The sequence below is a fragment of the Variovorax sp. YR752 genome (assembly GCF_943372545.1).
Genome location: NZ_CALRZC010000189.1, coordinates 1 through 16639, shown reverse-complemented (window position 1 = coordinate 16639; position 16639 = coordinate 1). Strand labels below are relative to the sequence as shown.

Annotated in this window: 17 protein-coding genes; 5 read left to right on the top strand and 12 right to left on the bottom strand. The window is 69.0% G+C overall.

All coding sequences use genetic code 11. The annotated features are described in order from the left end of the window. Window positions 1–818: glutathione synthase (gene gshB / locus AAG801_RS31235; protein ID WP_341891880.1), on the top strand; the 818-nt coding region annotated here is incomplete at its 5' end. Window positions 819–822: 4 nt separating this feature from the next. Here the strand turns inward: gshB and AAG801_RS31230 are convergent. The 6 genes from AAG801_RS31230 to AAG801_RS31205 form a co-directional block, all read right to left on the bottom strand. Beyond that, complete coding sequence (locus tag AAG801_RS31230; protein WP_341891879.1) at window positions 823–3039, bottom strand: TonB-dependent receptor; 2217 nt, start codon at window positions 3037–3039, stop codon at window positions 823–825. 115 nt (window positions 3040–3154) lie between these two features. Continuing rightward, on the bottom strand, window positions 3155–3922 hold the full coding sequence (locus AAG801_RS31225) for a class II glutamine amidotransferase (protein WP_056584331.1): 768 nt from the start codon (window positions 3920–3922) through the stop codon (window positions 3155–3157). 20 nt (window positions 3923–3942) lie between these two features. Next, the gene (locus AAG801_RS31220; RefSeq protein WP_341891878.1) at window positions 3943–4563 is read right to left on the bottom strand and encodes a CHAP domain-containing protein; all 621 of its coding nucleotides are present in this window, start codon (window positions 4561–4563) and stop codon (window positions 3943–3945) included. Between the two features lie 70 nt (window positions 4564–4633). Then, a complete protein-coding gene (locus tag AAG801_RS31215; protein WP_341891877.1) occupies window positions 4634–5746 on the bottom strand; it encodes a class II histone deacetylase in 1113 nt (370 codons plus the stop codon). Between the two features lie 15 nt (window positions 5747–5761). Next, entirely contained in the window at window positions 5762–6745 is a 984-nt protein-coding gene (locus tag AAG801_RS31210; RefSeq protein WP_341891876.1) for a tripartite tricarboxylate transporter substrate binding protein, read from the bottom strand. 65 nt (window positions 6746–6810) lie between these two features. Then, the gene (locus AAG801_RS31205; RefSeq protein ID WP_341891875.1) at window positions 6811–8265 is read right to left on the bottom strand and encodes an amidase; all 1455 of its coding nucleotides are present in this window, start codon (window positions 8263–8265) and stop codon (window positions 6811–6813) included. 162 nt (window positions 8266–8427) lie between these two features. On the opposite strand from AAG801_RS31205, the gene AAG801_RS31200 reads away from it, so the two are divergent. Continuing rightward, window positions 8428–8847: a hypothetical protein gene (locus AAG801_RS31200; protein WP_192194643.1), complete on the top strand. Its 420-nt coding sequence runs from the start codon at window positions 8428–8430 to the stop codon at window positions 8845–8847. A 115-nt stretch (window positions 8848–8962) separates the two neighbouring features. Here AAG801_RS31200 and AAG801_RS31195 read toward each other — a convergent pair whose 3' ends face one another. The 3 genes from AAG801_RS31195 to AAG801_RS31185 form a co-directional block, all read right to left on the bottom strand. Next, window positions 8963–9940 carry an ABC transporter substrate-binding protein gene (locus AAG801_RS31195; protein ID WP_341891874.1) on the bottom strand — a complete coding sequence of 326 codons (978 nt, stop codon included), beginning with the start codon at window positions 9938–9940 and terminating at the stop codon, window positions 8963–8965. Window positions 9941–9972: 32 nt separating this feature from the next. Then, window positions 9973–10113 carry a twin-arginine translocation signal domain-containing protein gene (locus tag AAG801_RS31190; protein ID WP_341891873.1) on the bottom strand — a complete coding sequence of 47 codons (141 nt, stop codon included), beginning with the start codon at window positions 10111–10113 and terminating at the stop codon, window positions 9973–9975. Window positions 10114–10184: 71 nt separating this feature from the next. After that, window positions 10185–11675, bottom strand: coding sequence for a DHA2 family efflux MFS transporter permease subunit (locus AAG801_RS31185; RefSeq protein WP_341891872.1), 1491 nt, complete (start codon window positions 11673–11675; stop codon window positions 10185–10187). A gap of 136 nt (window positions 11676–11811) precedes the next feature. On the opposite strand from AAG801_RS31185, the gene AAG801_RS31180 reads away from it, so the two are divergent. Further along, window positions 11812–13173, top strand: a complete 1362-nt coding sequence (locus AAG801_RS31180) for a putative zinc-binding metallopeptidase (RefSeq protein WP_341891871.1) — start codon at window positions 11812–11814, stop codon at window positions 13171–13173. Here the strand turns inward: AAG801_RS31180 and AAG801_RS31175 are convergent. Beyond that, window positions 13164–13382, bottom strand: a complete 219-nt coding sequence (locus AAG801_RS31175; RefSeq protein WP_341891870.1) for a cysteine-rich CWC family protein — start codon at window positions 13380–13382, stop codon at window positions 13164–13166. The genes AAG801_RS31180 and AAG801_RS31175 overlap by 10 nt on opposite strands. After that, window positions 13379–14641, bottom strand: coding sequence for a 6-phosphofructokinase (locus AAG801_RS31170; RefSeq protein WP_341891869.1), 1263 nt, complete (start codon window positions 14639–14641; stop codon window positions 13379–13381). Before AAG801_RS31170 ends, AAG801_RS31175 begins: the two co-directional genes overlap by 4 nt. A 226-nt stretch (window positions 14642–14867) precedes the next feature. Here AAG801_RS31170 and AAG801_RS31165 point away from each other — a divergent pair, with 226 nt between their 5' ends. Continuing rightward, window positions 14868–15770, top strand: a complete 903-nt coding sequence (locus AAG801_RS31165) for a DUF4261 domain-containing protein (RefSeq protein ID WP_341891868.1) — start codon at window positions 14868–14870, stop codon at window positions 15768–15770. Window positions 15771–15913: 143 nt separating this feature from the next. Here AAG801_RS31165 and AAG801_RS31160 read toward each other — a convergent pair whose 3' ends face one another. Then, the gene (locus AAG801_RS31160; protein ID WP_192194655.1) at window positions 15914–16276 is read right to left on the bottom strand and encodes a DUF2917 domain-containing protein; all 363 of its coding nucleotides are present in this window, start codon (window positions 16274–16276) and stop codon (window positions 15914–15916) included. Between the two features lie 82 nt (window positions 16277–16358). Here AAG801_RS31160 and AAG801_RS31155 point away from each other — a divergent pair. After that, window positions 16359–16639: LysR family transcriptional regulator (locus AAG801_RS31155; protein WP_341891867.1), on the top strand; the 281-nt coding region annotated here is incomplete at its 3' end.

The window sequence follows — 16639 nt, the reverse complement described above, 5'->3', positions numbered from 1 at the left end:
CCTCGGGCGGCCTCGTCTCGGCCGTGGTGCAGCAGATCACGCTCACGGGCGACGCGAAGGACTGGTACCACGTCGACATCATCGAGTCGAAGGCGCTGAAAGATTTCGACGCCGTGCTGATGCGCAAGGACCCGCCTTTCGACGCCGAGTACATCTACTCGACGCACCTGCTGCAGCAGGCCGAGCGCGAGGGCGCGAAGGTGGTCAACTCGCCGCGCGCGCTGCGCGACCATCCCGAGAAGCTCGCGATCATGGAGTTTCCGCAGTTCGTCACGCCCACGCTGGTCACGCGCAGTGCGCAGGCCGTGCGCGACTTCCATGCCGAGCATGGCGACATCATCCTCAAGCCGCTCGACGGCATGGGTGGCATGGGCATCTTCCGCGTGAAGCAGGACGCGCTGAACCTCGGCTCCATCGTCGAGACGCTCAACAAGGACGGCGCCGAAACCATCATGGTGCAGCGCTTCGTGCCCGAGGTGACGCAGGGCGACAAGCGCATCCTGATCATCGCGGGCGAGCCGGCGCCCTTCGTGCTGGCGCGCATTCCGCAGGGCACCGAGGTGCGCGGCAACCTCGCGGCCGGCGGCAAGGGCGTGGCCCAGCCGCTCACGGCGCGCAACCGCGAGATCGCCGAAGCGATCGGCAAGGTGCTCGCGCCGCGCGGGCTGCTGCTGATCGGCCTCGACGTGATCGGCGATGCGGTCACCGAGATCAACGTGACCAGCCCGACCTGCTTTCAGGAGATCACCGAACAGACCGGCTTCGACGTGCCGAAGATGTTCATCGACGCGCTCGAGGCGCACCTGGCCTCGGCCTGAATGATCAGAAGTCGACCGACGCCGACAGCGTGAAGGTGCGCGGCGCGCCCAGCACCAGGTAGCCGTTGTTCGGGTAGCCGCCCACCGAGGCCCAGTGGTTGCGGTTGGTCAGGTTGTCGATGCGCGCGCGCACCGTCACCAGCTTGCCGGCCACCTCGGTGAGGTAGCGGGCGCCGAGGTCGAAGCGCGTCCAGCCCGGCACGCGCAGCGTGTTGGTGGCGTCGGCATAGCTCGGGCCCGTGGACACCACGCGGCCGTCGAGCGACAGGCCGCGCACGCCCGGCACGTCCCATTCCAGACCCAAGGTGCCCTGCGTCTTCGCGATGCCGATGACGCGGCGGCCGTCCGTCGAGGCGTCGCCCGTGGCGCGCTGCTTGGCGTCCAGGAAGGTGATGCCGCCCATCAGGCGCACGCCCTTGGTCGCTTCACCGAACGCAGTCAGCTCCAGGCCCTGGTGGCGGTCGCGGCCTTCGGCCACGTAGTAGCCGGCGCTGTTGATGAGGGCGCGCGGCTTGTCGGTCGTGAAGAAGGCCAGGCCGCCGCCGATGCGGCCGCCGTCGAACTTGATGCCGATCTCTTTCTGCTTCGACACATAGGGCGAGAGCTGCGTGCCCGCGTTGCGCACGGCGCCGCTGGTCGACACCGTGGGCGCGGTGTCGCCCTTGCTCAGGCCCTCGATGTAGTTCGCGTACAGCGACACCTGCGGCTGCAGCTTGAACACGAAGCCGGCCATCGGGCTGGTGCGGCTCTTCTCATACGTGGTGGGCTTGCCGGTGTCGTAGGCGAAGTCGGTGCTTTCGAGCTTCTGGCGGCGCACGCCGAGCGTGAGCTGCGCGCGGTCGTCCAGGAAGGACAGCGTGTCGCCGATCGCCAGGCTGCTCAGGCGCGTCTGGGTCAGCAGCGCGGGGTTGTCCATGTCGTTGCCGCGGAACGCGCTCGCCGTGTAGGCCGGAATGGGGTAGCCGACGGGCGCGTACAGGTTGCTCTTCAGGTTGTTGAAGAAGTCCCACTTGTAGGCGTTCTTCTCCTTGAGCTGGTAGTACGAGTACGAGGCCACCACCGAGTGGTTCACCGGGCCGGTCGTGAACTTGCCGCGCACGCCGGCTTCGGCCGTGCGGGTGTTGTCCTGGCGCTGGTTCTCGAAGCGCGACATGTTGCCCGCGCCGAGGTTGTTCGTCAGCGTGAGACCGGCCAGCGAATTGCCCTCGTGGCTCTTGCGCGCGCCGCCCGCGATCCAGGCCGTCACGTTGTCGGTGATGTCGTACTCGCCGCGCAGCGAGCCGAAGGTGTCGCGCTCGTTGGAGTAGGTCCAGGGCTGCGCGTAGTTGAGCTGGTTGTCGGGGGCCGACGGCACGCGCGTGACGCCGGCGCCGAGCGTCACGTTCGGGCGCGTGCGCGACAGCCGGTGTTCCTGGTGGCCGAGGTCTGCCGAGATGCGCGCGTTGCGGCTGCGCCAGTCGAAGCCGACCGAGGCCACGTCGAGCTTCACCTGCTCGGCGTTCACGCCCGTGCCGCCGTCGCGGTGGGCCGCGTTCAGGCGCACGCCCAGGCTCTGGTCGGGGCCGAAGCGGCGTGCGATGTCGGTCGACACATAGCTCTGCGAGCCGCTGGCCGTGCCGAGCGTGACCTGCGTTAGCGGGTCGTTCGGCGCGCGCTTGGGCAGCAGGTTGATGTTGCCGCCGATGCCGCCGCCCGTGGGCGTGGCGCCGTTCAGGAAGGCGCTCGCACCGCGCAGCACCTCGACGCGCTCGAACAGCTCCGACGAGATGTACTGGCGCGGCAGCAGGCCGTACAGGCCGTTGTAGGCGATGTCGTCCGAATTCACCACGAAGCCGCGAATGAAGTACGACTCCTGGAAGTTGCCGAAGCCGCGCGCCACGCGCACCGACGGGTCGTTCTGCAGCACGTCGGCCACGCTCTTGGCCTGCTGGTTCTGGATCAGCTCGTGCGTGTAGCTGGTGCTCGAGAAGGGCGAATCCATCATGTCCTGGTTGCCCAGGATGCCCACGCGCCCGCCGCGCGCCACCTGCCCGCCCGCGAAGGGCTTGGTCAGGCCTTCGGCCGAGGCGTCGGCGCTGGCTTCGACGGTGACGGTGCTCAGCGTGCCGCTGGCGGGAGCCGCAGTTTCGGCGGCCGGCGTTTGCGCCAGGGCCGTCAGGGCGTGAAGGGCCAGCAGCGAGGCGGCCACGGTCGGGCGGAGGAAGAAACGAGGTGCGGACATGAAAGATCGACCGTATGCAAATGAGAACAGTTATTGTTCATTGTTTGCACTCACTCATCGATACTTTCTTGCACTGTTGCAAAAAAGTGTCAGCCAAAAGACTGAATCTCAGGCCTCAGCGTGGCATCCGTTGGCCGTCCACGAACACATGCAACTCGCCCGAGGTGAAGGGCGTCCAGGTCTCGTTGGTGGTGAGCGGCGCGGTCACCACCACGGCCACGCGGTCGGTGGGCGTGGTGTGCTGGGCGAAGTCGATTTCCAGGTCTTCGTCCGAGAGCTGCGCCGTCACGAAGGGGTGGCGGCGTTCCACGTACCAGAGGTTCGTGGAGGCATGCGCCCACAGCGCCTGCCCGTTCGACAGCATGAAGTTGAAGGTGCCGTGCGCCGCGAGCTGCGGTGCCAGTTCGCGCAGCGTGAGCGTGAGCTCCTCGACGCTGGGCACGCCCGCGTGCGACTTGGCCAGCTCCTGCATGATCCAGCAGAAGGCGTGCTCGCTGTCGGTGTTGCCCACCGGGTGGAAGTTGCCGTGCAGGCGCGGACGGAAGTCCTTCAGGTCGCCGTTGTGGGCGAACACCCAGTAACGGCCCCACAGCTCGCGCACGAACGGGTGGCAGTTCTGCAGGTTGACCTCGCCCTGCGTCGCCTTGCGGATGTGCGCGATGACGTTGCGGCTTTGAATCGGGTAGCGCCGGATCAGCTCGGCCACCGGCGACTCGCAGGCCGGTTGGTGGTCGACGAAGTGGCGCAGCCCGCGGTCTTCGAAGAACGCGATGCCCCAGCCGTCGGCATGGTGGTCGGTGCGGCCACCGCGCTGCGCGAACCCCGTGAAGCTGAAGGTCACGTCGGTCGGCGTGTTGCAGTTCATCCCTAGCAATTGGCACATGGCTGTGATTAGACCGCGATTCAGAGTTTCGGGGAGGCGGCAGGCAGCCGCAGCCACCCGAGCACGCGTTCGGTGCCCAGGTGCGTGCGCCCCTGAGCGAGCGCCAGCGGCAGGCGCTCGCGCGAGGTGCCGAAGGGCCCGGGGTTCTGCTGCACGATCTCGACCGCATCGGCGTCCACGCGCGACACGATCGCCACGTGGCCGTAGGGATTGAAGAGCCACGGCGCGAACACCACGATGTCGCCCACGGCCGGCGCACTCGCGCCGCCGTTGCGGTGCTGCACCAGGTTGCGCGCCGTGTTCAGCGCGCCGTCCGCCACGGCTGCGTCGAAGAAGGCCTTGGCATGGCCGCGCGCCTCGGGCATGCGGTGCTGGTGCCGCTCGTAGTAGTAGCGCTTGACGAACTCCACGCACTGCCAGCGCAGGCCGATGTTGTAGCCGTCGGGCGCGAGGCTGCGGCCGTCCACGTGGTTGATGGCGCCGTTGTAGTACACCGGCACGCCCTCGAACTGGTCGATCACCTCGCCGGGTGCGTGCGTCGGGTTGACGTTGAAGCGGCTCGCGCCCCACAGGCCGAGCAGAGCGATGAGAACGAGGGCAGTGAGAACGACGACGGCGCGGCGGGTGATGAAACGGGGCATGGACGGTGAAGCAGAAAGCGCGGCCCCATTCGGGCCGTCGCCGGCGAGCTTAGTCCATGCGCCGGCCGGCTCAGAGCCCGTGCAACGCCGCCATCTCGCCCATCAATTCACGCTGGAACGCATCGAAGCGCGCCGACGGCTGCTGCAGCCCGAGGAGCTCGCCGAACGGGTCTTCCACCTCGGTGCGGTGACCCGACAGTTCTTCGACCACCGCGAGTCCGCAGAAGGGCACGCAGGCTTCTGCGTAGCCGCCCTCGTGCACCACCACCACGCGCCCGTCGCAGTGCTTCGCGGCCAGCGCGTTGACCTGCCGCATCATCTGGCGGAACGACTCGGAGTGCAGCTGCATGCGCGCCAGCGGATCGACGCCGTTGGCGTCCAGCCCGCTCGCCACCACGATCAACTCGGGCCGGTAGCGGTCGATCACCGGCGTCACGATGCGCTCGAAGGCGTGCATGTAGGCCGCGTGCCCGCCGCCGGGCTGCAGCGGGATGTTCACGTTGAAGCCCAGCCCCGCGCCCGTGCCGCGGTCTTCGGCGCCGCTGTAGCCGGGCGGAAAGCAGTTTTCCTGGTGCAGCGACAACGTGAGCACGTCGGGGCGGTCGTAGAAGATCTGCTGCGTGCCGTTGCCGTGGTGCACGTCCCAGTCGATCACGGCCACCCGGCCCACGCCGTGGCGCGCCTTCATGGTCTCGATGGCGACCGCGATGTTGTTGAACAGGCAGAAGCCCATGCTGTGCTCGCGCAGGCAGTGGTGGCCCGGCGGGCGCGTGAGCGCAAAAGCGTTGCGGTGGCGGCCCTGCAGCACGCTGTCCATCGCGGCAATGGCCAGGCCGGTGGAGAGCTTCGCGATCTCGTAGCTGCCCGGGCCGAAGGGCGCGAACTCGCCGAGGTCGCCGCCGCCGGCGTCGCTGGCGGCCTTGAACTGCTGCAGGTAGCTGGTGGGGTGCACGCGCTGCAAATCTTCTTCGCTGGCCATCGGTGCGCTCAACACATCGAGTTGCGCGGTGAGGCCCGACACGTCCATCAGCGACTTGATGCGGCGCTTGGAGTCGGGCGACTCGGCCATGCCGCTGCCGGCCATGGGCTGCACCCAGCCGCCCACCGGCAGGAACAGGGCATGCAGCCCGCCGGGCACGTGCCAGAAGGTGCGTTCGTCGTGAAAGAAGGCGGTGGTCTTCATGTCTTTCATCTCTCTTTACTCCGGACGAAGTTGGACCGACTTGGCGATGGCGCGGTAGCGCTCCATGTCGGCCTGGTAGTCGCGGCGCAGTTCGGCCAGCGACTGTTCGGGAGCCACCTTGGCGCCGCCGAGTTCGAGCGCGCGGCGCAGCTCGGGCTTGCGCATCATCTGGTTGAAGGCCGTGTGCAGCCGCTGCTGCGCGTCCTCGGGCACGCGGTGCGACACCTGGATGCCCGCCCACAGGCTGTAGACGAAGTCGTCCAGGCCCTTGCTGTTGCGGATCAGCGGAATGGCCGTGAAGCGCTCGTGCGGCGCCGAGGCCGCAATGCCCAGCGCCTTGACCTTGCCGGCGTCCAGCAGGTCGGGCACGTTGCCGGCCAGCGGTGCAAACACCAGGTCGATCTGTCCGCCCAGCAGGTCGTTCACCAGCGGCGCGAAGCCCTTGTAGGGCACGTGCAGCATCTTCGTGCCCGTCTGCTGCATGAAGCGTTCGCCCAGCAGGTGGTACAGCGAGCCGGGGCCGATGCTGCCGTAGCTCAGCTCCTTGGTGTCGGGGCGGCGCAGCAGCGCGATGAGTTCGTCGACGCTGCCTGCGCCCAGGTCCTTGCGTGCCAGCAGCACCATCGAGGTGACGGCCATCACGCCGATGGGCCGGAAGTCTTCGGCCTTGTAGCGCGCGCTGCTGAGCGTGAGCGGCGTGAGCATCAGCTCCATCGGCGAGCCGAGCAGCAGCGCCGAGCCGTCGGCCGGTGCGTTCGCCGCCTTCATCACGCCGAGCGAGCCGCTGGCGCCGGGCACGTTGTCGACGATGGCCGGCTGGCCCAGCAGACGCGACAGTTCGGGCGCGGCCAGCCGTGCGTTGATGTCGGAGCCGCCGCCCGCAGGGTAGGGCACGATCAGGTTCAGGGTCTTGCCGCCCAGGCCCTGGGCCAGGGCGGGCAAGGTGAAGGGGGACAGGCCGGCGGCCAGGCCGGCAGCCATCAACGAACGTCTGCGCATGGGTTCTCTCCTCGGGTTGTGTGTGATGTGTCGGAGTACGGAAACAGGGGGGCTTGTTGTTGCTGCTACTGCTGCAGCAGCGGCGACTGCACGTTCGCGAAGGGCACGGCCTGGTGCCAGCCGTGCGCCATGCGCAGCACGTCGAGGTCGGCGCCGGGGCGGCCGATGAGCTGCAAGCCCATCGGCAGGCCGCGCGTGCCCTCGGCCTGCGAGAAGCCGGCCGGGATCGCCATCGCGGGCAGGCCGGCGAGCGACGGGCCGATGGTCACTTCCATCCAGCGGTGGTAGGTGTCCATGCCGCGGCCGCCGACTTCGCGCGGCCAGTGCACGTCGACCGGCAGCGGGAACACCTGCGCGGCCGGCAGCACCAGGAAGTCGAAGCGTTCGAAGAGCTGCAGCAGCGCGGCATGCCACTGCGTGCGCGTGACAGCCGCCTCATGCAGCGCGGCGGCGCTCAGGCGTTCGCCCTGTTCGATCTCCCAGCAGGCCTCGGGCTTGAGCTGCGTGCGCGTGGCCGGGTCGGCATGCAGCCCGCGCAATGCGCCGGCGACGATGAAGCCGCGCAGGCGCAGCCAGGCGGTCCACAGCGCATCGAAGTCGAAGGTGGGTGCGGCAGGCGCAACGCTGCAGCCCAGCGTGTCGAAATGCCTCAGCGCCGATTCGCACAGCGCCATCACACCCGGGTCCATCGGCAGGTGGCCGCCGAGGTCGCCGAGCCAGGCGATGCGCTGGCCGCGCAGCTCCGCATCGAGCGGTTGCGCGAAGGCCTCGCCATCACCGGCCAGGCTCAGCGGCGAGCGCGCGTCGTAGCCGGCCTGCACCGACAGCAGCCAGGCCACGTCCTCGGGCGTGCGGCCCATCGGCCCTTCGCAGCCCAGCTGCTGGAAGAACAGCTCCGGCCCCGGCCCGACGGGCACGCGGCCCAGCGACGGGCGCAGGCCGTAGACATGGTTCCAGGCTGCGGGGTTGCGCAGCGAACCCATCATGTCGCTGCCGTCGGCCACCGGCAGCATGTGCAGCGCGAGCGCCACCGCGGCGCCGCCGCTGCTGCCACCGGCCGCGTGGTCGAGGTTCCACGCGTTGCGCGTGGTGCCGAACACCGTGTTGTAGGTGTGCGAGCCCAGGCCGAACTCGGGCGTGTTGCTGCGCCCCACGAACACGGCACCGGCGCGGCGCAGGCGCTCGACCATGATCGCGTCGTGCGGCGTGACCTGCTTCGCGAACACCGGGCTGCCCATGGTGGTCGGCAGGCCGGCGGTGGCGACGAAATCCTTCGGCGCCATCGGGAAGCCATGCAGCCGGCCCACCGCGTCGCCGCGCGCGCGCTGTGCATCGCAGGCGTCGGCCTGGCGCAGCATCTCCTCGGCAGGCTGCAGCGAGACCAGCGCGTTGACCTGCGGGTTGAGGCGCTCGATGCGCGCGAGGCAGGTCTGCATCAGTTCGCGGCACGAGAGCTCGCGGTGTTGCAGGGCGGCGGCGAGCGCGCGGGCGCTCGGCAAGGGCGGCAGGGTGGCGGACATATGGCGATCGACGATAGCGATCGCCTCGCCGCGCCGGTATCAAGAATCGGCAAAGTTGCGGTCGGCCAGACCCCGGGATTCCCCTTGGCCCGCAGGCCCCCGACGGTGCCGCACGAGCGCCCGCCCGGGCGTATGCTTGCGCGCCGCGGAGGGTTATCCAAGATGCTTCCCATCGTCGTTGCGCTCATGGCGACCGTCATCCTGCTGGTCTGGATGGGGTTCTTCATGATGGGCTCGCTGCCCTTGCTCGTGCTCTCGCACGACACCCCGCTGGATTCGCGCTTCATCCGCGGCCTGTTCAACGTCTACTACGTGGCCGTGGTGCTGACCGCGAGCGCGGCGGCGCTCAGCTATGCGTGGTGCGGCAAGCCTTTCTTCGCGGTCGGCATGGCCTTCATTGCCGGCCTGGCCTTCGCGCTGCGCCGCTGGCTCATCATTCCGCGCATGGACGTGCTGCGCCACACGATCCCGGCGACGGGCACGTCGATCGTGCAGTTCCGCAAGCTCCACATCGCGGGGATGGTGCTGAACGTGATGCAGCTGGGCACGGTGGCCTGGGCGCTCACGCAGCTGGGGTTGTGAGCAGACCCGGGTTTGTCGTTCATACCTCCATTATTTGGCGGCTCGGGCAGGGAGCCGCAAGGCTCGCCGGTTTGCGCAAGCAGTTCCCGGTACGCCAACCTGTTCGAGCTGCCGCCTATCGCAGGAACCGCCCTTCCTTCGTCACCCGCACCATCTCGATGAAGCGCGAGCCCGTGTTGCTCGCGCCGGTGAAGTCGATCTCCATGTTGCCGATGCGCAGCTTCATCGCCTTCAGCGTGGCGTGCAGCTTGGCGCGCGTGAGGTCGCGGCCGGTGCGGCGCAGGGCTTCGATCATCACGAGCGCGTTCACATAGCCTTCGTAGCTCAGGTAGCCGATGTCGACCTTGGCGCGTTCGGCCAGCTGGCGGTATTCGCGGGCGGTGGCGTCGACCTCGCTCCAGGGGTAGGGCACGATCTGCGAGATGGCCAGGCCGCTGGTCTTGTCGCCGACGAGCTTGGCGGTGACGTCGCCCGGCACGATCGACATGCCGTAGAACATCTGGCGACCGCCGGCGCTCCAGGCGCTCTTCATGACCTCGCCGCCGATGCCGCCGCCCAGGTACATGAGCACGGCCTGCGCCTGGCTGTCGGCCAGTGCCTTGCCCGCGGCCTCGTTGGTCGTGCCGTCGCCTTTGACGGGCACCGCGGCCACGGGCTTGAGCTTGAGCGTGTCGAGCGCTGTCTCTACCAGCCGCGCCACTTCGGCGCCGCCGGGGTTGTCCAGGTAGGCCACGGCGATGCGTGAGACGCCGATGGTGGTCAGGTGCTGCACCAGTGCCTGCGCCTCGCGCGCGAAGGTGGCGCGCACGAAATAACCCGCGCCCGCGACCTTCTCGCGCGCCGAGTCCGACACCGCGTAGCCGCCGACCATCGGCGCGCCGCTCTGGCCCAGCACCTTGGCGGCGGCGGCCGTGGTGCCCGAGCCCACGCAGCCGAAGAAGGCGAAGGCGCGGTGCTCGGCGAGCAGCTTCTCGTAGTTGGCGACGGCCTTCTCGGGCTTGAGTTCGTCGTCGAGCGAGACCAGCTTGAGCTTGCGGCCCGCGAGCCCGCCCTGCGCATTGACTGCGTCGAAGGCCAGCCCGGCGCCGGCCATCACGACCTTGATGGGCGCGCCCAGCGGCCCGCTCAGGAGCCGGTGTGGCCGAGCACGATCTCGCCGTCGCTGACGCCGTTCTCGGCGGCCAGGGCGGTGGAAGGCAAGGAAAGGAGGGGGCCGAGTCCGGCCGTCGCCGCGGCCGAGGCGGCGAGAAAACGTCTGCGATGCATGGAACCGATTCCGCTTTTAGATACAACTGATAACAATTGAAAGCGAAAGCGTCCTCTTGCGCCGCCGGGGTTTACCCCCTGTGTTGCGCCGTGTCCTCGTCGGGTTTCTCGCGCAGCTGCCAGGCCGCGCAGACGGCCAGCGCGCACAGGCCGGCCAGCATCAGGAACACCTCGTCGAACGCCGCCAGCCGCGCCGGGGTGCTCACCGGGTTGGCGAGCGAGTCGCCGTGCGCCGCCAGGCGCCATTCGAGAATGATGGCGCACAGGCTCACGCCGACCGCGCCGCCGAGCATGCGCACGAAGCTGATCGCGCTGGCGCCCTGCGGGATGAGCGGCTTGGCCAGCGGGCGCATCGACCCCAAGTTGAGCGAGGGCAGGATGAAGCCCAGCCCGATGCGCCCGACGATCGCGAACACCACCAGCAGCCACAGCGGGCTGTCCAGCCGCAGCACGGCCATGAGCGCGAACGACACCGCCAGCAGCGCCAGGCCGATGCTCACCAGCAGCCAGGTCGGTTGCTTGTCGGCCAGTCGGCCCACGCCCGCGATGGTGAAGGCCAGCACGATGCCGGCCGGCAGCAGGGTGGTGCCCACGTGCGAGGCCGACAGGTGCAGCCCCACCTGCATGTACACCGGCAGCAGGTAGGTCGAGCCGAACAGCGCGGTGCCGTAGATGAAGGCGACCAGGCTGCCCATGGCGAACTGGCGGTAGCGAAAGAGCGCGAGGTTCATCAGCGGCGCCCCGCCCGAGGCCATGAGCCGGCGCTGCCACCACACGAAGGCGACAAAAGCAATGAGCGCACCGGCCAGCAGCAGCGCGGCCTGCAGCGGCGAGTCGCCGCGCAGCTCGACCAGCCCGTTCAGCAGGCACAGCGTGCCCACCGTGCCCAGCGCCAGCCCGCGCGCATCGAGCCCGCTGCCGCGTGCCGCGGCCACACCGCCGGGCGCGGTCTTGGGCACGAACTTGTAGGCCAGCCAGATTGAGGCCAGGCAGAAGGGCACCACCATGAAGAAGATCGAGCGCCAGCCGAACAGGTCGACCAGCACGCCGCCGATGCTCGGCCCGATGGCCGGCGCCAGCACCACGCCCATGCCGAAGATGCCGCTGGCGCGCCCCTGCTCGTGCGGCTCGAAGGCGCGCAGGATGATGATGGCCGGAATGGGCTGCACCACGCCCGCCGCCAGCCCCTCGGCCACGCGCGCCAGCAGCACCAGCGGGTAGTGGTTGGCCAGCCCGCCGACGATGCCGCCAGCCAGCAGTAACAGCATCGTGCCGACGTAGGTGCGGCGATAGCCGTAGCGCGACAGCAGCCATGGCGTGGTGAGCATCGACACGGTCATCGCCACCATGAAGCCCGAGCTCACCCACTGCGCGCGCTCCTGGCCCAGCGCGAAGTGGTGGCTCATGTCGGGGATCGCCACGTTGACGATGGTCGAGGACATGATGGACGCCATCGTGCCGACCATGACCGACAGCAGCAGGTACCAGCGGTAGCGCTCGCCGTAGCGGGCGCGAAGGACACCCATGGAGGGCGGCGTATCGGGTGTTTGTGGGGAGGTCATGGGGCGGCGCAGGGACGGTCGCGGGTCCGTCGTCCTACAAGCATATCGGTGTTTGCGCGGCCGACGCCGCGCGCGCGGGTCGCACAATGCGGCGGCTGTCCCCTGAGCGTCAAGCCATCAAAAGAACAAACAAGCCATGAATCCGTCGATCCAAGAACCCATCAATGATCCGGCCGACCCCGTCGATCCCGTTGACCCCGCCGTGCCGGATGCCGCTCCCACGCTCGCGACCGAACTCGCCGCGCCCACCGTCAGCCGCGCCTACCGCTGCCAGTGCGGGCGCCCCGTGTTCCTGCGCAACAGCAAGTGCCTGGCCTGCCTCACGCCGCTGGGCTATGTGATCGACCGGCTCGGCGTGGTGCCGCTGGCACCGGCCGAAGGCGAGGGCGCGTTGCCCGACACCTTCACCGTCTTCGGCGACCCGCACGGCCCCACCTACCGCCGCTGCGCCAACCTCATGACGCCGGCCGCCTGCAACTGGATGGTGGCGCAGCCGCGCGAAGGCGAAACCATTCCCGCCGACACGCAGGGCCACGCGCCCGGCTACTGCCTGGCCTGCAGCGTCACGCGCACGATTCCCGATCTGTCGGTGGAGGCCAACGGCGAACTCTGGCGCAAGCTCGAGATGCCCAAGCGCCGGCTGATCTCGCAGCTGCTCGCGCTCGGCCTGCCGGTGGTGAGCCGCCATGCCGACCCGGTGCACGGGCTGGCCTTCGATTTCCTCAGCAACGTGCCCGGCCGCCCGCACGTGATGACGGGCCACGAGCAGGGCCTGATCACCCTCAACGCCGAGGAGGCCGAAGACGCCGTGCGCGAGCGCATCCGCGCCGAGATGCACGAGCCCTACCGCACGCTGCTGGGCCACTTCCGCCACGAGATCGGCCACTACTACTGGGACCTGCTGGTGCTGCCCACGCCGTGGATCGACGACTTCCGCGCGCTCTTCGGCGACGAGCGCGCCGACTACGGCGCCGCGCTGCAGCAGCACTACGAACAGGGCCCGCCACCCGACTGGGCGCAGCGCTTCGTCAGCAGCTACGCGAGCATGCATCCGTGGGAAGACTGGGCCGAAACCTGGGCCCACTACCTGCACATGGCCGACACGGCCGACACGGCGATGAGCTTCGGCATCGACGCGAGCAACGTCGAGCTGCAGAACGACCTCTTCACCGCCGCCGACCTGTGGCAGCCCGAGCATCCCGACGCCGCGAAGTTTCTGGACTTCATCAACGGCTGGGTGCTGCTGACCAGCATGCTCAACGAGCTGTCGCGCAGCATGGGCCAGCCTGACTACTACCCCTTCGTGCTGCCGCGCGCGGCGGTGGGCAAGCTGCAGTTCATCCACGGTGTGATCACCGCGCAGCGCAGCGGCACGGCGCCGACGATGGTGATGGCGGGGGATGTGGTGGCGCCTGCGGCGGAGGCTGTCGAGCCCGCGCCGGTGCAGTCGCAATCCCAATCTCAATCCCAGTCGCAGGGCGACGTCGCTCAGTCCTGAAGCGGCGGCAGGCCCGCAGCGCAGCGCGCGCAGATGCAGGCCTGCCCGCGCAGCGCCGGTGGCAGCGTGTCGAGCGGGGCCAGCGAAAAATCGGCGGACATGCACCAGCAAGGCGGCTGCGCCTGCCCGGTCTCGCGCTCGACCTCCATCGCGCAGCGGTTCGCCTCGCCGCACAGCGGGCAGTGCGCGGTGTCGATGACAGCAGTCATGCGAGCGCGAAGGCCGGCAGCTTCTTCGGCACCGCCACGTTGCGCAGCGTCGCGTACACCGGCAGGCCGTCGCGGTAGGCGGGATAGTCCTCGCCCGCGATCAGCGGCAGCAGGTAGCGGCGGCACTTCTCGGTGATGCCGTAGCCGTCGTCCGAAATGAAATCGCGCGGCATCGGCTTCTCGACGTTGGCCACCGCTTCGAGCGGCGCCGCGCCCAGCGTGTAGGCATAGGGCACGTCGCTCGTGCGCTCGATGGTCGGCATCACCGCGTTGCGGCCTTCGAGCGCCAGCTCGACCGCGCGCTGGCCCAGCTCGTAGGCCTGCTTCACGTCGGTGGCCGAGGCGATGTGCCGCGCCGCGCGCTGCAGGTAGTCGGCCACCGCCCAGTGGAACTTGTGGCCCAGCGCTTCCTTCACCATCTGCGCGACCACCGGCGCCGCGCCGCCGAGCTGCGCATGGCCGAAGGCATCGCGCGCGCCCTGTTCAGCGAGAAAGGTGCCGTCGGGGTGATGGCAGCCTTCGGACACCACCACCGAGCAGTAGCCGTGCTGCTGCACCAGCGCATCGACGCGCGCCAGGAAGCGGGCCGCATCGAACTCGATCTCGGGGAACAGCACCACCACCGGAATGCCATGGTCGGCCACCAGCCCGCCGGCCGCGGCGATCCAGCCCGCGTGGCGGCCCATCACCTCGAGCACGAACACCTTGGTGGAGGTGGCGGCCATCGAGCGCACGTCGAACGAGGCCTCGAGCGTGGACACCGCCACGTACTTCGCGACCGAGCCGAAGCCCGGGCAGCAGTCGGTCAGCGGCAGGTCGTTGTCGATGGTCTTGGGCACGTGGATGGCCTGCAGCGGGTAGCCCATCGACTGCGACAGCTGGCTCACCTTGAAGCAGGTGTCGGCCGAATCGCCGCCGCCGTTGTAGAAGAAGTAGCCGATGCCGTGCGCCTTGAACACCTCGATCAGTCGCTCGTACTCGCGGCGATTTTTTTCGAGCGACTTGAGCTTGTAGCGGCACGAGCCGAACGCGCCCGAGGGCGTGGTGCGCAGCGCCGCAATCGCCTCGGCCGGCTCGGCGCTGGTGTCGATCAGGTCCTCGGTGAGCGCGCCGAGGATGCCGTTGCGACCGGCATAGAGCGTGCCGATGCGGTCCGGGTGCTGGCGCGCCGTCTCGATCACGCCGCAGGCCGAGGCGTTGATGACCGAGGTGACGCCGCCCGACTGGGCGTAGAAGGCGTTGAGGATGGCAGTGCTCATGGGGCAATCTCCGTGCGGGTAAGCGACCGGCGCAGGGTGGCAACGCTTCGCGGGAAGGCCATTCTGGCGCAGTCGCCGGCCGCAGGCCAATGGCCTGTTTGGCAATTTCGCGCGATTACAGTTCGTTGCTGTGCGTCGGCCATGAAGGCCACGCACATGGCGTGCGACCCGGTCCGCGCCGTCCCCCTCCATTTGCAGGCACACCCATCATCCAAGGAGTCCGCGCGTGAGCATTTTTTCCCGTTTTTTTGGCCGCAAGGACGAGCCGGGCGATACCGGCGCATTGGTCGCCAACCCCGAGGCCGGTGAGGCCGGCGACACCGTCGCGCTGACGGTCTTGTTCGCGGATGCGCTGACCATCGATGTCGCCGCGCTCGCGCAGGCATTGCGCGCCTACCACCGCTCCACCGGCGACGCGCGCTGCGAGATCACCGAAGACCCCGGCCCTTTTCTGGCGCTGGCGGGCTGGAAGAACCACGTGGTCCGGATGGTCGGCTTCGATGTGCCGATGCCGGCCGAATCGGTCGAGGTTTGCGTGGCGCCCGCGCACTATCCGCAAGAGCTCAAGGCCCAGGTGCGCGCGCACCGCAGCCACGTCATCCTCTACTACGCGGGCTACGAGGCCTCGGTGCTCGAACAGTACGTGGCCCTGGCGACCGTGGCCGGCGCGCTGGCCCGGCTCGGTGCGCTGGTGGTGCTGAACGAATCGGCCCACACCTCGCTGCCCGCGGCCGTGTTCGACGCCGACATCGAAGGCGACAGCATCGAACTGTTGCGGCACCTCGACCTGCCGGCCCTGTACTGCGGCTTCGTCAAGTACGAGGTCGAAGGCGTGCAAGGCGTCTGGATGCGCACCTATGGCGCGCACCACTTCGGCCAGCCCGATTTCGCGGCCCTGGCCGAAGGCCACCACGAAGGGGAGAAATACTTCCAGCTGTTCGGCAACGTCTTGCGCTACCTGATCGACAGCGGCGCCGACATGGGCGCCGGCCACACCATGCAGGTCGGCGAGGACAAGTTTCTGCGGCTGCGCGAGCCGCTCGAGGCGGAGTATTTTCTCGACGGCCCCGAGGCCGTGCTGGTGACTGAACTGATCGGCGCCGACGAGATCAACGCGCGCCCGCACTGACTGGCCGGCCCGCCGGCCGTGCGGTTGCGCACGGGCTTGCTCGGGTTCAGCTCGCACCGCACGCAGGGCTGCGGTGTCTGTTGCGGCGCGGTCACGCGAGCGCTCCGCTGAAAGCGTGTGTCACGGGGCCATGGCGCCGGTGGTCAAGTCGGGGACAAGCCGTGCAGCGGCAGTCGCCAGGGCGACCGCGCGCGCGCCTGTGCCCGCGAGACCGGGTTCGGCAGCGCGGCGGGCTGCGCGTCCGACACCGAGATGCACGACGACTCCAGCGCCGACACCAGCACGCGCCGGTGCTCGGTGCTCTCGAAGCGCTCGCCCGGCCCGAGCACGATGTCGCGCGGGTCGCGGTCGAGCGTGATCCACACGGCGCCGCTGCGGCACTCGATGCCCACGCCCGCGCCGTCGGGCACGGCGAAGACGGCGCGGCTCGGCAGGCTCACGTGGAAGCGCGAGGTCGACGAGGAGAAAGAAAAGGCGGAAGGAGACGGGGTGGTGGCGGTGCTCATGGGAAGCTCCATTGCATTCGTGATACGAATGAATATAGTGAGTCACCCCCTCTCTTACACGCGGTCATTCGGAACTCGTTGCATGCCTCCAGAGAATGCGAAAACCCCTGCCGGCGAGCTCCCGCCGCTCGAGCTGCTGCGCAGTTTCGAGGCCGCCGCGCGCCGGCTGAGCTTCACGCTGGCGGCCGGTGAACTGCACCTCACGCAGTCGGCCGTGAGCCGGCAGATCCAGCAGCTCGAAGCCAGCCTGGGCGTGCTGCTGTTCGAGCGCCGCCACCGCGCGCTCGGGCTCACCGAGGCCGGCGGCGTGCTGCAGCGCGCCGTCACCGACAGCCTGGAGCGCCTGCGCGACGCCACCGCGAG

What these genes read in the sequence shown, in the direction of transcription:
- AAG801_RS31230 (WP_341891879.1), bottom strand. Translation starts at nt 3,039, where the DNA reads ATGTCCGCACCTCGTTTCTTCCTCCGCCCGACCGTGGCCGCCTCGCTG.
- AAG801_RS31225 (WP_056584331.1), bottom strand. Translation starts at nt 3,922, where the DNA reads ATGTGCCAATTGCTAGGGATGAACTGCAACACGCCGACCGACGTGACC.
- AAG801_RS31220 (WP_341891878.1), bottom strand. Translation starts at nt 4,563, where the DNA reads ATGCCCCGTTTCATCACCCGCCGCGCCGTCGTCGTTCTCACTGCCCTC.
- AAG801_RS31215 (WP_341891877.1), bottom strand. Translation starts at nt 5,746, where the DNA reads ATGAAGACCACCGCCTTCTTTCACGACGAACGCACCTTCTGGCACGTG.
- AAG801_RS31210 (WP_341891876.1), bottom strand. Translation starts at nt 6,745, where the DNA reads ATGCGCAGACGTTCGTTGATGGCTGCCGGCCTGGCCGCCGGCCTGTCC.
- AAG801_RS31205 (WP_341891875.1), bottom strand. Translation starts at nt 8,265, where the DNA reads ATGTCCGCCACCCTGCCGCCCTTGCCGAGCGCCCGCGCGCTCGCCGCC.
- AAG801_RS31200 (WP_192194643.1), top strand. Translation starts at nt 8,428, where the DNA reads ATGCTTCCCATCGTCGTTGCGCTCATGGCGACCGTCATCCTGCTGGTC.
- AAG801_RS31195 (WP_341891874.1), bottom strand. Translation starts at nt 9,940, where the DNA reads ATGGCCGGCGCCGGGCTGGCCTTCGACGCAGTCAATGCGCAGGGCGGG.
- AAG801_RS31190 (WP_341891873.1), bottom strand. Translation starts at nt 10,113, where the DNA reads ATGCATCGCAGACGTTTTCTCGCCGCCTCGGCCGCGGCGACGGCCGGA.
- AAG801_RS31185 (WP_341891872.1), bottom strand. Translation starts at nt 11,675, where the DNA reads ATGACCTCCCCACAAACACCCGATACGCCGCCCTCCATGGGTGTCCTT.
- AAG801_RS31180 (WP_341891871.1), top strand. Translation starts at nt 11,812, where the DNA reads ATGAATCCGTCGATCCAAGAACCCATCAATGATCCGGCCGACCCCGTC.
- AAG801_RS31175 (WP_341891870.1), bottom strand. Translation starts at nt 13,382, where the DNA reads ATGACTGCTGTCATCGACACCGCGCACTGCCCGCTGTGCGGCGAGGCG.
- AAG801_RS31170 (WP_341891869.1), bottom strand. Translation starts at nt 14,641, where the DNA reads ATGAGCACTGCCATCCTCAACGCCTTCTACGCCCAGTCGGGCGGCGTC.
- AAG801_RS31160 (WP_192194655.1), bottom strand. Translation starts at nt 16,276, where the DNA reads ATGAGCACCGCCACCACCCCGTCTCCTTCCGCCTTTTCTTTCTCCTCG.